The organism is Gordonia otitidis NBRC 100426 (assembly GCF_000248075.1).
GTDB lineage: Bacteria > Actinomycetota > Actinomycetes > Mycobacteriales > Mycobacteriaceae > Gordonia > Gordonia otitidis.
In genome coordinates, this window is the sequence record NZ_BAFB01000170.1 from 18,037 (window position 1) to 32,251 (window position 14,215).

At 66.0% G+C, this 14,215-nt stretch carries 11 protein-coding genes; 6 read left to right on the forward strand and 5 right to left on the reverse strand.

What is annotated here, in order from left to right; all coding sequences use genetic code 11:
- Positions 1 to 48: 48 nt before the first annotated feature.
- The 5 genes from GOOTI_RS16555 (at position 49) to GOOTI_RS16575 (ending at position 4,721) form a co-directional block, all read left to right on the forward strand.
- The gene (locus GOOTI_RS16555; protein WP_007239764.1) at positions 49 to 1,365 is read left to right on the forward strand and encodes a cytochrome P450; all 1,317 of its coding nucleotides are present in this window, start codon (positions 49 to 51) and stop codon (positions 1,363 to 1,365) included.
- Positions 1,362 to 1,940, forward strand: a complete 579-nt coding sequence (locus GOOTI_RS16560; RefSeq protein WP_007239765.1) for a TetR/AcrR family transcriptional regulator — start codon at positions 1,362 to 1,364, stop codon at positions 1,938 to 1,940. The genes GOOTI_RS16555 and GOOTI_RS16560 overlap by 4 nt, the downstream gene beginning before the upstream one ends.
- A gap of 80 nt (positions 1,941 to 2,020) precedes the next feature.
- The gene (locus GOOTI_RS16565) at positions 2,021 to 2,938 is read left to right on the forward strand and encodes a metal ABC transporter solute-binding protein, Zn/Mn family (protein WP_007239766.1); all 918 of its coding nucleotides are present in this window, start codon (positions 2,021 to 2,023) and stop codon (positions 2,936 to 2,938) included.
- Between the two features lie 32 nt (positions 2,939 to 2,970).
- Positions 2,971 to 3,798 carry a metal ABC transporter ATP-binding protein gene (locus tag GOOTI_RS16570; RefSeq protein WP_051997996.1) on the forward strand — a complete coding sequence of 276 codons (828 nt, stop codon included), beginning with the start codon at positions 2,971 to 2,973 and terminating at the stop codon, positions 3,796 to 3,798.
- Complete coding sequence (locus tag GOOTI_RS16575) at positions 3,795 to 4,721, forward strand: metal ABC transporter permease (protein ID WP_007239768.1); 927 nt, start codon at positions 3,795 to 3,797, stop codon at positions 4,719 to 4,721. The genes GOOTI_RS16570 and GOOTI_RS16575 overlap by 4 nt, the downstream gene beginning before the upstream one ends.
- Before the next feature lie 827 nt (positions 4,722 to 5,548).
- Here GOOTI_RS16575 and GOOTI_RS16580 read toward each other — a convergent pair.
- Complete coding sequence (locus GOOTI_RS16580) at positions 5,549 to 6,088, reverse strand: DUF2599 domain-containing protein (RefSeq protein WP_039994247.1); 540 nt, start codon at positions 6,086 to 6,088, stop codon at positions 5,549 to 5,551.
- Positions 6,089 to 6,123: 35 nt separating this feature from the next.
- Between GOOTI_RS16580 and GOOTI_RS16585 the strand changes: the two genes are divergently transcribed.
- The gene (locus tag GOOTI_RS16585; protein ID WP_007239770.1) at positions 6,124 to 7,251 is read left to right on the forward strand and encodes a hypothetical protein; all 1,128 of its coding nucleotides are present in this window, start codon (positions 6,124 to 6,126) and stop codon (positions 7,249 to 7,251) included.
- A gap of 55 nt (positions 7,252 to 7,306) precedes the next feature.
- Here the strand turns inward: GOOTI_RS16585 and GOOTI_RS16590 are convergent, their stop codons facing one another.
- The 4 genes from GOOTI_RS16590 to GOOTI_RS16605 are packed head-to-tail and all read right to left on the reverse strand — an operon-like array spanning position 7,307 to position 14,029.
- Complete coding sequence (locus GOOTI_RS16590) at positions 7,307 to 8,983, reverse strand: ArnT family glycosyltransferase (RefSeq protein WP_007239771.1); 1,677 nt, start codon at positions 8,981 to 8,983, stop codon at positions 7,307 to 7,309.
- Entirely contained in the window at positions 8,980 to 10,566 is a 1,587-nt protein-coding gene (locus tag GOOTI_RS16595; RefSeq protein ID WP_007239772.1) for a glycosyltransferase, read from the reverse strand. Before GOOTI_RS16595 ends, GOOTI_RS16590 begins: the two co-directional genes overlap by 4 nt.
- Positions 10,563 to 12,101 carry a hypothetical protein gene (locus GOOTI_RS16600; RefSeq protein WP_007239773.1) on the reverse strand — a complete coding sequence of 513 codons (1,539 nt, stop codon included), beginning with the start codon at positions 12,099 to 12,101 and terminating at the stop codon, positions 10,563 to 10,565. Before GOOTI_RS16600 ends, GOOTI_RS16595 begins: the two co-directional genes overlap by 4 nt.
- Positions 12,098 to 14,029: a hypothetical protein gene (locus GOOTI_RS16605; protein ID WP_085949809.1), complete on the reverse strand. Its 1,932-nt coding sequence runs from the start codon at positions 14,027 to 14,029 to the stop codon at positions 12,098 to 12,100. The genes GOOTI_RS16600 and GOOTI_RS16605 overlap by 4 nt, the downstream gene beginning before the upstream one ends.
- Between the last annotated feature and the right edge of the window lie 186 nt (positions 14,030 to 14,215).

Here is a 14,215-nt window from a genome sequence, read left to right on the forward strand (position 1 = left end):
GTTGACAGATAGCAATAGATGACTCACTGTCGAGACATGAGCACCAGTATGTCTCGCAGTGGCACGGCTGGATTCGAGCTCCGCTCCGGAGCGTCGTGGCGCGATCCGTTCGACATGTATGCGCGGCTGCGACGCGACTCGCCGGTGCATCACGTGGTCGACGACGCTCCCGACACGGGCGAGCACCCTGACGATCGCGACTACTGGGTCCTCACCCGGCACGCCGACGTCTTCGCCGCGTCGTCGGACCCGGAGACCTTCTCCTCGGCCGCGGGACTGACCGTGCTCTACGGGGAACTCGACGCGATCGGCCTCGCCGACAATCCGCCCCTGGTCATGCAGGACCCGCCGCAGCACACCGCGTTCCGGTCGCTCGTCGCGCGCGGGTTCACGCCCCGACAGGTCACCGCGATCGAGCCGCGTGTGCGTGAATTCGTCGTCGAGCGCCTCGAACGTCTGGTTGACGACGGCCCCGCCGACATCGTCGGCGAACTCTTCAAGCCGCTGCCGAGCATGGTCGTCGCGCACTACCTCGGTGTTCCCGACGAGGACTGGACCAGGTTCGACCGCTGGACCTCAGCGATCGTCGGCACGATCACGGGACCCACCGAGCCTGCAGATGCGGCGACGGAATCCACGGCGACCACCGGCACAGCCGCTGACGCGGCTGCATCCACCGCCGCTGACGCGGCCGGGGCCACGAGTGAGCTACTCGGCTACTTCGGCGAACTCGTCGAACACCGCCGCGCCCATCCCGGCGACGACACCGTTTCGGCACTCGTCGACGCCGGTGTGGCCGACGACCCGGCGGGCCTGGTGTCGATCCTCGCGTTTGTGTTCACGATGATCACCGGCGGCAACGACACGACGACGGGAATGCTCGGCGGCAGCGTCGACCTTCTGGCCACCCGCACCGACCAGCGCCGACGACTCGTCGACGACCCGACGCTGGTCACCGACGCCGTCGACGAGTTGCTGCGGCTGACCTCGCCGGTGCAGGGGCTCGCTCGCACCACCACCCGCCCGGTGACCTACACCGACACCCCGGACGGGGATGTGACCATCCCGCAGGGCCGAAAGGTGCTGCTCTGTTATGCCGCGGCCAATCGCGACGAGACGGTGTACGGGCCGGACGCCGAGGATCTCGACGTCACGCGCCGACCGCGTCGCATCCTGACGTTCGGTCATGGCCACCACCACTGTCTCGGCGCCGCGGCCGCACGCATGCAGGCACGAGTCGCGCTGACCGAGCTTCTTGCACGACACCCGGAGTTCGACGTCGACTCCGACAGCATCACGTACGCGCCTGGCAACTACGTGCGACGCCCCACGTACGTGCCGTTCTACGCTGGTCGTCGGCGATGAGCGCCCCGGGTACCGACTGGCTCGCCGACGACCGGGCACGGATCGCCTCGACGCGCATCCTCGACACCGCACGCGACCTGTTCGTCGAGCACGGCGTCGGAGCCGTCACGATGCGCGACATCGCCGAGGCCGCGGGGTGTTCTCGCGCAACTCTGTACCGCCATTTTCCCGGCAAACGCGATCTGATGGCCGCCTACGTCGAACGCGAGACGCGGGCGCTGGCACGCGACGACGCGATCGCGAGCTCGGGCGCACCCGACGAACAACTCCTCGCCGCGACACAGGCCGTGCTGCACGGCGTACGCGCGAATCCGGCTCTGTCGGAATGGTTCACCGCCGACATGGCGGCGACGTCGAGTCAGCTCGCGCTGCTGTCCCCCGCCATCGAATCGGTGAGCACCGGATTCCTACGCCGCATCACGTCCGGCGTTTCCGATGCCGACCTCGAGGCGCGGGCCGCATGGCTGGTACGCGTCATCGTGTCGCTACTCAGCGCGCCGGAACCGACCGCCGCTGCCGAGCGCGAACTGTTGACTCGTTTCGTCATTCCGACGCTGGTCACCGCGCCGATCTGACCCCGGAGCGCGTTCGGTCGCGTCGTCGCCTACACTTCTTTCGGTAACGATTGTCATTAGCAGAAGCGGGTAGGCGAACGATGAAACGAGCTGTCCTGGCACTGACCACAGCCCTTGCGGTCGGCGGAGCACTCACACTTGCCGGATGTTCGAGCAGCGACTCGGGCAGTTCGGACGGCAGGCCGACGGTGGTCACCTCGACGAATGTGTGGGGCGCTGTCGCCTCGGCGGTCGCGGGTGACAAGGCGTCGGTGACCGTGCTGTTCAACGACCCGACCGGCGACCCGCATGAGTTCGAGCCGTCGGCGGCCGACTCGGCGAAGGTGGTCGACGCCGACGTCGTGCTGATGAACGGCGGCCACTACGACGAGTACATGGAGAAGGCCTCGCAGAACGCCAAGGGCGCGGTCGTCAACGCGTTCGACACCATGACGAGCAACCACGAGAACACGGTTCCCGAGGCACACGGCGAGACCAACGAGCACGTCTTCTACAACCTGCCCGTCGTCGGCCAGGTGGCCACCCAGCTCGCAGACGACCTGGCGAAGAAGGACGAGGCAAACGCGACCACCTATCGCGACAACGCCAAGGCGTTCAACCAGGAGATCGACGGACTGCGCGGCTCGCTCGCCGAGATCAAGAAGACCCACGACGGGACGAAGGTCGCGCAGACCGAACCGCTCGCCGCGTACCTGCTGACCGAGGCGGGCCTCGACGACGTCGCGCCCGAGGGCTTCACCGCGGCCGTCGAAGAAGGTCAGTCACCTTCTGCGGCCGACCGCGCCGCGATGGAGGACCTGCTCCGCGATCGGACCGTCAAGGTGTTCGTCTACAACACGCAGGCCGTCGACTCGGTGACCGAAGCGTTGCTGTCGATCGCGAAGTCTGCCAACGTTCCTGTTGTGGAGTTCACCGAGACCCTGCCCGAGGGTCAGCACAGTTACACCGACTGGCAGCAGAAGCAGATCACCGCACTAGCGTCGGCACTCTCCGCGTGAGCGACGACGCACCGTCGGCCCACCGCGACAGCGTGAACGGCCGAGCCCGCAGCGGGGCGGCCGAGCGCGAGGCCACGCCCGTCGCATCGTTCCGGCACGCTCGGCTCGCCTTCGGCAACCGGGTGCTCTGGGACGACCTCGATCTCGACATCATGCCCGGGGAATTCGTTGCCGTACTCGGCCCCAACGGCTCGGGGAAGACCTCGTTCCTACGAACGCTGCTCCATCAGTACGAACTCAACGAGGGCACGCTCACGGTCACCGACCGCGTCGGCTACATCCCTCAGCAGCACGCCGACGACGCCGACTCGATGGCCATCCGCGGACGGGACCTCGTCGGATTCGGCGTCGACGGCGCGCGGTGGGGTCTGGGTCTGCGCGGCCGACGGGCGCGCAAGGCAAAGGTCGACGCCGCGCTCGCCGAGGTCGACGCAACCGCATACGCCGACGCCCCGGTCGGGCTGCTCTCCGGTGGCGAACAGCAGCGGTTACGCGTGGCGCAGGCGCTGACCACCGATCCCGAGCTGCTGCTCTGCGACGAACCGCTGGCCAGTCTCGATCCGGCGAATCAGGAGCGGGTCGTCGAACTCATCGACAAGCGCCGCCGGGAAGCCGACACCGCGGTCGTGTTCGTGACCCACGAGATCAACCCGGTGCTGCCCTACGTCGACCGCGTGCTCTATCTCGTCGGAGGTAGGTTCCGCATCGGCACGACGGAGGAAGTGATGAACACCGAGACGCTGTCTGAGCTTTACGGCAGCGACGTCGAGGTACTACGGGTCAACGGCAGGCTGCTCGTCGTCGGCGGCGAAGAGGATGCGCACCACTGCACAGCGCCAGAAGGACTTCCGGCCACATGACAATCGGTTCCGTCGCCCCGGATCTCGCCACGAGCCAGACCGCGGTTGCCGCAGATGTGCGCTGGAGTGATTTCTGGAACTTCTCCGTCACTGCCGATCTGCTCCACTACGACTTCGTCCTGCAGGCCATGCTGGCACTTGCCCTGCTCGGGCTGCTCGGAGGCGTCCTCGCCCCGCTGATCGTGGTACGTCAGATGTCGTTCGCGGTACACGGCGCCAGCGAGTTGTCGGTGACCGGTGCCGCCGCGGCACTGCTCGCGGGTATCAGTGTCAACGTCGGCGGGATCATCGGCGCCGTCGTGGCCGCCGGAGTGTTCGGGTATCTGGGAAACAAAGCGCGCGAACGTGATTCGGTCATCGGCGTGGTGCTGGCGTTCGGACTGGGACTCGGTGTGCTGTTCCTCGCGCTGTATGGACGCATCGGCACCGGGTTCGCCTTGCTCACCGGTCAGGTCGTCAGCGTCGGCGTGCAGGGTCTGACCGCCATCGCGATCACCACCGTCGTCGTCCTCGGGGTGCTGGCGCTGATCTATCGGCCGCTGCTCTTCGCATCACTGGATCCGCGGGTGGCGGAGGCCAACGGCGTGCCGATGCGCGCGTTGTCGGTGATCTTCGCGATCCTGATGGGTCTCGCGTGCGCGCAGGGCGTGCAGATCATCGGCGCGCTGCTGGTGATGTCGCTGATGATCACCCCGGGCGCCGCCGCCGCGCGGTTGACCGCCAATCCCACACTGATGATGGTGCTTTCGGTGATCTTCGCCGAGATCGCCGCCGTCGGCGGACTGATTCTGTCGTTGGCGCCCAAACTGCCGGTGTCGGTGTTCGTGACGACCATCTCGTTCATCATCTACGTCATCTGCCGACAGATCGGCGCGCGGCGCGAGCACACCACGCGCCGCATCATCGACGCGGTGTCTGCGTAGAGCGCGGGTTCGGTTCTTTCCCCTGGTTTCTGGTTTTCTGGCGGTTCGGTCGGGCTGGCTGGCTGGCTAGCTGAAAGTAGGGGAAGGGTTGCGGGCTTGGTCCTTCCCCTGGTTTTCGACGCTTCCGCGCGAAAAAACCCGCGGAAAGGGACGGAACTAGCGGAGGGATCGTTTCCCCTAGTTCTGCACCCGCGACCGGTCTTCGACGATGCGCAGGCCGAAAGTAGGGGAAGGGCTGCGGGCCCGGTCCTTCCCCTACTTTTCGTCTCTTCCCCGCGAAAAAACCCGCGGAACGGCACGGAAATAGCGGAAGGATCGTTTCCCCTACTTTCTGCACCGCCCCGGAGGCGCGTCCCTCAGCTCCAGCAACCGGGCCTCGGTGTCGGCGAGGCCGCACCCAGACCGATCACGCGCACGCCGGAATCACGCGGAAGAGTCTCGGAGGAGCCACAGCCCAAGCCTCCCCCTAGTTTTCGACGTTGCTCGCGGGCTGAAACCCGCGGAAGAGCCGCCGCCCAAGCCCTTCCCCTACTTTCCGACCCTTCCCCGCGAAAAAACCCGTTGAAAGGCACGGAACTAGCGGAAAGATCGTTTCCCCTAGTTTCTGCGTCGGCTCAGAGCCTTCCCCTAGTTCCTGCACCACCCCGCAGCCTTTCCCCTAGTTTCTGCGTCGGCCCGGAGCCTTCCCCTAGTTTCTGCGTCGCCCCAGAGCCTTCCCCTAGTTTCTGCACCGCCCCGCAGCCTTCCCCTAGTTTCTGCACCACCCGGAGCCCTCCCCCGCCTTAGCCCCGACCATGCCGACTGAGCCGGGCGGCCGCCGCGCCCGGTCACTCCTCCGGGCCGCCCGGGTTGCAGCGCGTGGCGATCATCGTCGAATCGTCGACGACGGGACGTCGGGGTTCGATGTTCCAGCTCGGTTTGTTCGGCTCGACGGCCCGCGCGAAATCCCAGTGGCACACGAACTGCGCCTTCATGCCCGGAGTATCGGCGTCGGGGGCCAGCGCGAGCACCTCGCGCCAGGCGACGTCGGCACCGTCGTCGGCGATGCTCGCCCGTCCGTTGGGCGTCGGATAGATCTGCAGGCTCGGTCCCACCGCGGTGTCGACCCACCCGACGTGGTCGATGTAGGGCGGCGGATGCGCCGGGTCGAGCACCGGTGCCGCGCCGGACGCGCCCGCTGAAACAGAACTCGACGGGGAAACAGAACTCGACGGCGACACAGAACTCGACGAGGCGGCGGAGGCAACACTCGACTCGCCGGCAATCGCGTCCGACGGTGATCCGCCCCCGCAGCCCACGAGCACCACCGGGAAGAACGCCACGATCGCCGACATCGTCCCGACCCGCCTCGCGCGCATTCTTCTCATCACCCCGACCGTAGTCGGCGAGTAGGGTTCGATCCGTGACTCTCCGGCGAGCGCTGCGACTCTTGGTGGTGTTCGCACTGGTCATCGTCGCCTCGGCATGCAGTCAGCCGGACCCGACACCGCTGCCCGAGGATTCCGAACCGGTACCGTCGGCCAACCACGACTTCTCCGGTCGGGTGTCGACCACCGATACCGGGCTCATGCTCGACGGCCGCACCTGGTTCCCCGCGGGTTTCAACAGTTACCAACTCGGCACCGACTGGGCACTCAACGCCGGCTGCGGGGCGCAGGTCGACCTCGACGAGTACTTCGCCAAACTCCCGCCGCGAGCCCTCACGCGTTTCAATCTGTTCTCGGCGTTCCTCGTCGACAAGGTCGGCAAGAACAACTACTCACGTCTCGACGCCATCTTCGCCGCGGCCAAGCGGCACAACCAGATGATCCTGCCGGTGCTGACCGGCAGTTCCGGCGCCTGCGAGGACGAGAAGTTCAAGGAGCGCTCGTGGTACCAGAACGGTTGGCAGAAGACCGAGATCGCGGCGGGGATGACCTTCGCCGACTGGCTGAGCACCGCTGTCGCGCGCTGGCATGACGAACCGACGCTCGCCGGGTGGGAACCCGTCGGAGAGCCCGAGGCGAGCAATTGCGGACCGACCGGATGCGCATGGCAGACCCGGACGTGCCCGCCCAACGGGGCGGCAGTACTGCGAGCATTCTTCGACGACGTCGGCGCCCGGATTCGCGCGATCGACGACCGTCACCCGATATTCGCCGGCTTCGTCGGCGGCGATCAATGCGGGCTGACCGGAAGCGAGTACGCACGCGTCGCCGCCTCCCCAGGTCTCGACGTTCTCGACTATCACGACTACAGCGCGGGCGGTGCCGTCGCGCCGGGCGGCAGCGATCTTCCGGCCCGGCTGGCGCAGGCGCGCCACCTCGACAAACCCCTCGTGGTCAACGAGGTCGGCATCGACGCCGGATCGTGTCTGCCTCTCGACACCCGGGCCAAGCAGTTCGGCACCCTGTACGAGACCTATCGGTCGGCCGGGGTCGCCGGGGCACTGCTGTGGGCATTCGTACCCGACCCACGCCCAGCCGAGTGCACCTTCGACATCGGCTTCGACGACCCGGCCTGGCAGGTCGTCGAACGCGAGATCTCCTGAGCCACAGCCGCTCCGACGCAGCCACGCCCGTGCGAATGCTGCGAGCGATGAACCGTCACGACGCCGACGGATTCACCTCGTATACACGCCAGATCGGCATGTTGGCGCCCTGATTGCGCGCCTCGAGCACCAACGTCGACACCTGGCCACCGTTCTCGTAGAGAGTGGGATAGCGAATGTTGAGGGCATCCGACGACCCGCGGCCCGAGCGCGGCACGGCGAGCAGGAACCGCACGCCGAACCTGGCCGGGTCGTTGAGGATTCGGTCGAAGTCCTGATCCGACGGGATGACGAACTGCTTGGGATGTCGCGACTGGACGATGACCGCGAATCCGTACACGGTGTCGGCCAACACACTGCCATCCGGGAGATGGAGCGAGTCGAGGTACTGTGCGAGGGCTCGCTCGGTGGAGAACGACCTCAGCACCCGCGCCTCGTCGAGGTGTCGTTTCTCCGTCGAATCCGGGGTCGGCGCAACGACTGATCGATACGCGAACTCCTGCGGTGCGTACTTCGCTGACGTCATGCCCGCCGCAGTGACCGGCAGCCCGACCGCGAATGCGAGTACCGCGACGGTGCCGATCACGCCGTAGCGCCACCCCCTCCCGGCCCGCGAATCGACCTGCGGCAGTGCGGCGCGCGGACCGAGTCGCAGGTAGGGCTCGACGCGCCGCGCAGGCGTGGCGAGCAACGCCGTCACCGCGGCCAGCAGGATGACGGTCATGTAGAAGCGCAGGAAGCCGAACGTCGTTCCGCGCACATAGCTGTACACCTGGAAAGCGATCACCGCGCCGATGATCAACACGGGAACCACGAGCGGATACAGCCGATGACGGCGGATACGGACCCACGCCACGAGCACGAACAACACAACATACAGCGGCGCGAGGATGAGCAGCTCCGTGATCGCGAAGCGCAGCGAGTCGATACCCGTGTCGCTGCCGGTGCCGCCGGACTGGTCGATGATCGCGGTGTTGCCGTACTGAGAGGTGAACTGCGCGAACGCCTGACCGGTGATCAGCCAACTCGTCACCGCCCAGACGATGAACGCGAGGAGACTCGGTGAGGCGACGAGCACGACATCGAGGAGAGCGCGCTGCACGCGGAGTCGGCGACCGAATGCCTTGTCGGAGCGTCGATAGGTCACGAAGGCGACGAAGCAGCCTGCAACGAAGGCGGCCACGGCACCGTCGTACCTCGTGAGGTAGGCGAGTCCCAAAGCGATTCCCGCAACGATCAATTCGTGAACGTCGTCGGTGTCGACCCATCGGATGAGTCGACGGACCGCCCACGCGAGGAAGAAGATGTACGGGGCCTCACTCATCCCGTTGGCGGCGTAGAGCACGATCATCGGGTTGAGAGCGAACACCAGGGTCACGACGATCGCCATGGTCCTCGGCAGCGCACGGTCACGCGCGATGCCCGACACCTGCACTACGGCGCCCGCCATGAACGCCGACGACATGATCGCGGCCGACAACGCGTCGGTGGTCATCTGCGGCCACCACACCGACAGTGCGGTGAGCGGCAGCTGTACCAGCGCAGTCAGCGGCGTGAAGATGAAGCCGATGGCAGCGAGGTGGGGATCCCGACTGAACAGCACGCTCTGCGCCGCCTGGACCCGCGACAGCGAATCACCGAAGTAGACGTGCAGGCCCGCAGCCAGATACACACCGAACGCCAGATAAGCCAGCCACACCACCAGCCACAGAGCGACCGACCGGCGAGTCATCGGGCCGCCTGCGGCGAAGTGCTCGACGACCCCGACGTTCCGTCTGCGTTGGCGGACGAATCGTCGGCACCGCCACCCGCCGTCGGCGTCGCATCAGAGGTGAGACCGTGGGCTGTCTTCTCCCAGTACGACGGCCGGAACAGCAACTGCCACATGCCCTTGATCGCCGCGATGCTCATCATCACCCAGTAGAACGGGACGATCAGACCCGACCAGAGCAGTTCGCCGCGATCGTCTTCACGGTTGGCGACGAGCGTCATGTAGATCGCGGCGCTGTTGCCGAGGACGAACGAGATGAGCGACAAGTAATAGATGGGGCCGGGGAACAGCTCGGCGATGAACGACGGCTGCCCGGCGATCCACACGATCAGGATCAACCAGAAGATCATGTTCATGCAGGCGATGAACGGTGTGCCCGCGATCAGCAGGGTGAAGCGCAACATGCCGAGAAGTCCCATGAAGTGGAACAGCCGTCGCGGCCTGCGCATGTGGACGAGCCACGTCTGCATGTAGCCCTTGTACCAACGTGAGCGTTGCCGAATCCAGTTGATGCCGTCGACGTTCGCCTCCTCGAGGGTCACCGAGTCGAGCACCGCGGTGCGATAACCCTGCCCGGCGATGCGCACTCCGAGGTCAGCGTCCTCGGTGACGTTGAACGGGTCCCACGCGCCGAGTTCGACGAGCATGTCCTTGCGAAAGTGATTCGACGTGCCGCCCAACGGAATCGTCGCCTTGCTGACCATGAGCCCCGGCAGCAGGTAGCCGAACCAGATGCCGTAGTCGGCTGTGAACCACTGTGTGAGCACGTTGTCGGTGACGTTGTAGAAGTTCAATTTGCCCTGCACACAGATGACGGAGTCGTCGTCGAGTTGCCGCAGTGTCGCGACAACCCTGCGCAGCTGCAACGGGTCGGGATGGTCCTCGGCGTCGAAGATCGTGACGATATCGCCTGTGGCGAAGTGTAATCCGTAGTTGCAGGCCTTCGGTTTGGTCCGCGGGTCGCCCGGCGGGGTCAGCACTGAGGTGATGATGGGCGACGAATCGACCGCATGCGCGGCCTCGATGGTCGGTGCGTCGTCCTCCTCGAGCAGCAGCAGCACCTGCAACTTGTCCTGTGGGTACTCGAACGACTCCATCGCCTCGATCAACTGGCCGACGACCTCCGGTTCACCGTAGGCGGGCACGAGGACGGTGTAGCGCGGCAGTTCGTCGTCGGGGATGGCTCGGGCGTCGTCGTCGGAGATCCGGATCGCGCCGTTGACGAGGCCGAGACGAAATGTGTTGAGGCGCTCGATGAGCGACACGATGTAGATCAGCGTCGCGATCGAGACCAGCGTTGCCGCGGTACCGACCGGCCAGAACACGAAGCCCACCACGATGACGGCGAGTACGACAGCGCCGATGACCTTCTGCGCGCGACTGAACGCCACCGATGCGGTCATCATCGGGTCCTCGCGGCGCAACCGGTTGATCGCGTCGTCGAGCGCCGCTGTGCGGTACTTCTCGTCCGAGAGCCGTTGGTCTACCTCCGCTTTCGTCGTCGGCGAGGTGAAATCGAAGTGACCGGGCACGGATTCGGTCATGGCTGGTCCTCTCGCCGGACGCGGGAGAGTTGTGCGTTGACGACGTCGCGTCCCGCGTCGAGCACCAACTGGCGGTCCTTGAAGTCGGGCTGGTCGTCGCGGATCACCGCGTCGCCGCGCAGCGTGACGTTGAACAGCTGGCGCAGGTTCTTGAGGATCGTTTGATCGGGTTGGGGGAAATAGGCGTCCGGCTCGTGGTTGTCGACCGACCACAGCGCCACTTTCTGCGCGTGCTCGCCGTTGCCCCACTGCCACGACAGCACGGTGTAGGTCAGGTACCGGGTGTCGTCGAGGATCACCTCGAGGACCGCGGGAATGCCGTGCGGCAGCATCACCAGCACCGGGGCGGAGAAGCGGTCTCCGAAGAGGTCGTATGTGAAGACCAGCGGGTAGAGATCGAAGCGAAACGGATACCGCGTCTCGATGGTGTCGGCAATCAGCTTGCGTGGGCGGGCCTCCTTGTCGAACGCCACGTCACCGGTCTGTTGCAATAGATTCTGGCGTGCCAGCACGGCGCCGGGACCATAAAAGTCTCCGACCCAGTCGTAGCGCAACGTCGGCCCGTCCTGTCGCCAGGCGTCGGGAACGATCAGCGGAGCCCTCGTGGTCAGACCCGCGATGGTCGGAGTAGGAGTCACCACCACCCGCTGATAGGGCAGGAGCAGCGTGATGACTGCCGAGACCACCAGAACTGCCGCCGCCCCGACCTTGACGCGGTCGACTCCCGGCTCGTAGAGCGGCCGGTCGAATGGACGCGGCGAAGTGCGCCTGCGCCGACGCAGATAGGCGATCAGACCGACGACGAAGACGCTACCGACGGCCGGCAGTGCCTGATAGACGAGCAGGGGTGCGCTCGGACGGACGGCTCGCACGACCGCGATGATCACCAGCCCCACGACGCCCGCAGCGACGAAGCCGACGAGTGCCGACCTGCGATCACGACCGACGGCGATGGCTGCCGCGAAGGCACCGAGAGCCGTCATCACGATGCCCGCCGCCACCTCGTTTCCGCCCAGCGACAGCAGCGCGATCCGATAGACGATCGGAGAGGCCGCCAGTCCGAACAACCAGACCCAGTGATAGCGCATCGCCGGCCGTAACCCGAACATCAGGATGCAACCACCGAAGAAGAAGGTCCACAGCCCGAGGAGATCGAGGTGTGTCAGCAGATACAGCGATCCGGTGAACCTGTTGGTCAGCGCTCCGGCGAAGCAGAACGACAGCAGCATGACGATGACGCCGACGATGATGTCGGTCTGCCGGTCCCGGATCGCGCGTTCCTCGCTGCGTCGAAGCGTCACCCCGTAGGCGGCCATGGTCGCGAGGACGAGCACGACGACGATGTAGTCGAGATCGGAGCCCAGTATGACGATCTCGCGAGCGATCTGGCCCAGGTTGTGCCAGTACGCGAGCACCGTCAGAGCGATCAACGCCAGCCAGCGCCACAGCAGCCGCACCACGATCGACCGCCCGGCGCGCCTCGACTCGTCCGACGACGCGTCGGGTGATTCCTCGGGTGCTGCGGTGACGGTCATCGCTCGCTGTCGTCGCCTCGGTGCCGGCGCGCCACGAGCTTCACCGCCGCGGCGACGATCAGGACCAGGATGACCGCGCCCAGCAGCACACAGACGACGATCAGCCACGCGAGCGGGTGACCGGTCGAGGCCTCCGAGTGGTCACCGGCGTCGACAGTGATCGGATCGCGGCCGGCGATCTTCAACGCCGCGTCCCCGGAAGCGCCCGACGCGTTGTCGGTGTCGGAGAACCAGCGCAACAGGTCGTCGAGGTCTGTTGCATCGTCGGTCGAAGTGGCCACCAGCACGCTACGGCCATCGGCCCGTATCACCTGCAGGGATCCGAATTCGACCTGGGGGCTGAGCGTGACCTTCGACGTCGCACCCGATGCGGAACGGACGGTGATGGTGCCGGACTTCTGCGTCACCGGCAGCGAGAGGCCGCCGGGCAATCCGGACCCGTCGGCGGCGATGACCACCGCGGGCTGGGTCGACGACGAGACGTCGGACATCGACACCACGTCGACGCCGATCGGTACGGTCGACAACCGCTGCATCGTCGTCATGAGCGACACAGCACGCGCGACGTCGGGGACGTCACCCTTGGTCCATGCCACTTGTGTTCGCGGCATCAGCGCCTGAGGCATCGAGCCCAGTCCCGCGGGCAGCGGCTCGTCGGCTTCGGTGCTGCGGACCTCGCCTGCGGCCGAGACGCTCAGCGATCCCCGGGTGCCGTTGCCACATCCTTCACGGACGTCGCCGCGCTCGAGAGTCACGACCAGTTCGTTGTACCTGCTCAAAGCATTGTTCGGGAGATCGACCCACTGGTTGAACGATCCCGATGCGCCGGTCTTGATCGTCGCGATCACACGCTGCCCCAGGCGTACCGACACCACCGGCGACGACCCGTCGGCTGCCGGTGTTGCCGACCCGATGAGCTGCACACGGATGTCCTTCGACGGTCTGCCCAGTCGTGTCTGGTCGATGCCGAGCGTGATCGACGGCCACGCCGACGACGTGACGATCTGATCGGTGATTCCCAGATCGGCCAGTGTCTGGACGTCGGGGCTGAGCTGCGGTGCGCTGTGCAGCGGCCCGGCGACAGCCGACGAACTCTGGGTGATGGCCGACAAGTTCGAGGTCAGCGCGCGGGCCTGCGTTGTCAGCTGATTCGGTTGGCCGCCGATCGTCAGATACGCGGACCCGTTCTGATCACGTACCGTCAGGCCCTCCGGGGCGGCGCTGCTGATCACGATCTGGCGTTCCAGTGAATCCGGCTGACCGGTCGGTGCGATCGACCCCGCCGGCAATGCCTCGACGTCGACGTCGAAATCTGCGGTGCCGTAATTCGCGGCGACGGACGTTGCCAGACCGACTGCTGCCGCCCCTTCTTCTCGCGACGGTTTCTGTGGGACGAAGATCGTCAGTTTCCGGAGGATGGGTGGGAGGAACTCGGCAACGTTCCGCGGTATCGCCTCACGGCCGGTGAACGAGACGGTCGCGTCGCGGATGTGGAATGCGTTGTCCGGATCGAACTGACAGATGCCACTCACAGTCAGGTACGCACGCAACGTGATGTCGGCCGCGTTCCTGGCGACGGTGGCACCGGAGAGTGACAGTTCGATGGGCGAGTTCGGCGCGGGATTGATCGGCGTACGCGAGATCACCCGGTCTCCCTGCATGACGTCGACGGTTCCGCCGGTCACGAAGGGAGGCACCGAGACGGTTCCGCGCAGCTTGTCCGGCGAGAGATTCTGCGGCACCGGAATCGACATGCTGACCTGCGCCTGCTGTCCCGCGAATGTGATGTCGTCAGCCGCGCCGATCGACCGCAGGCTCAATGGGGGCGGAGTGTCGCCCTGCGCAGCGAGCGCCTGACCGACGCCGGACAATGCGAGTACGGCACACAATGCCGTGGCGATCACGAGAACCCGACGGCACGCGCTCAATCTTCACACCCAATCTCCCGTGACGGGGATCCACCAACCTCTTCGTGACACGCTTCTGACCGACAAGCAAGCACTTACACGTTCGAGGCTAATGGTGCTCTGATCCGCCTGTCAGGCAACACACATCACCATGTCAGCGTCGCAGTGGTTGACCTGCGGCGTGTGTGCTGCCGTTGCGCTTTCGAG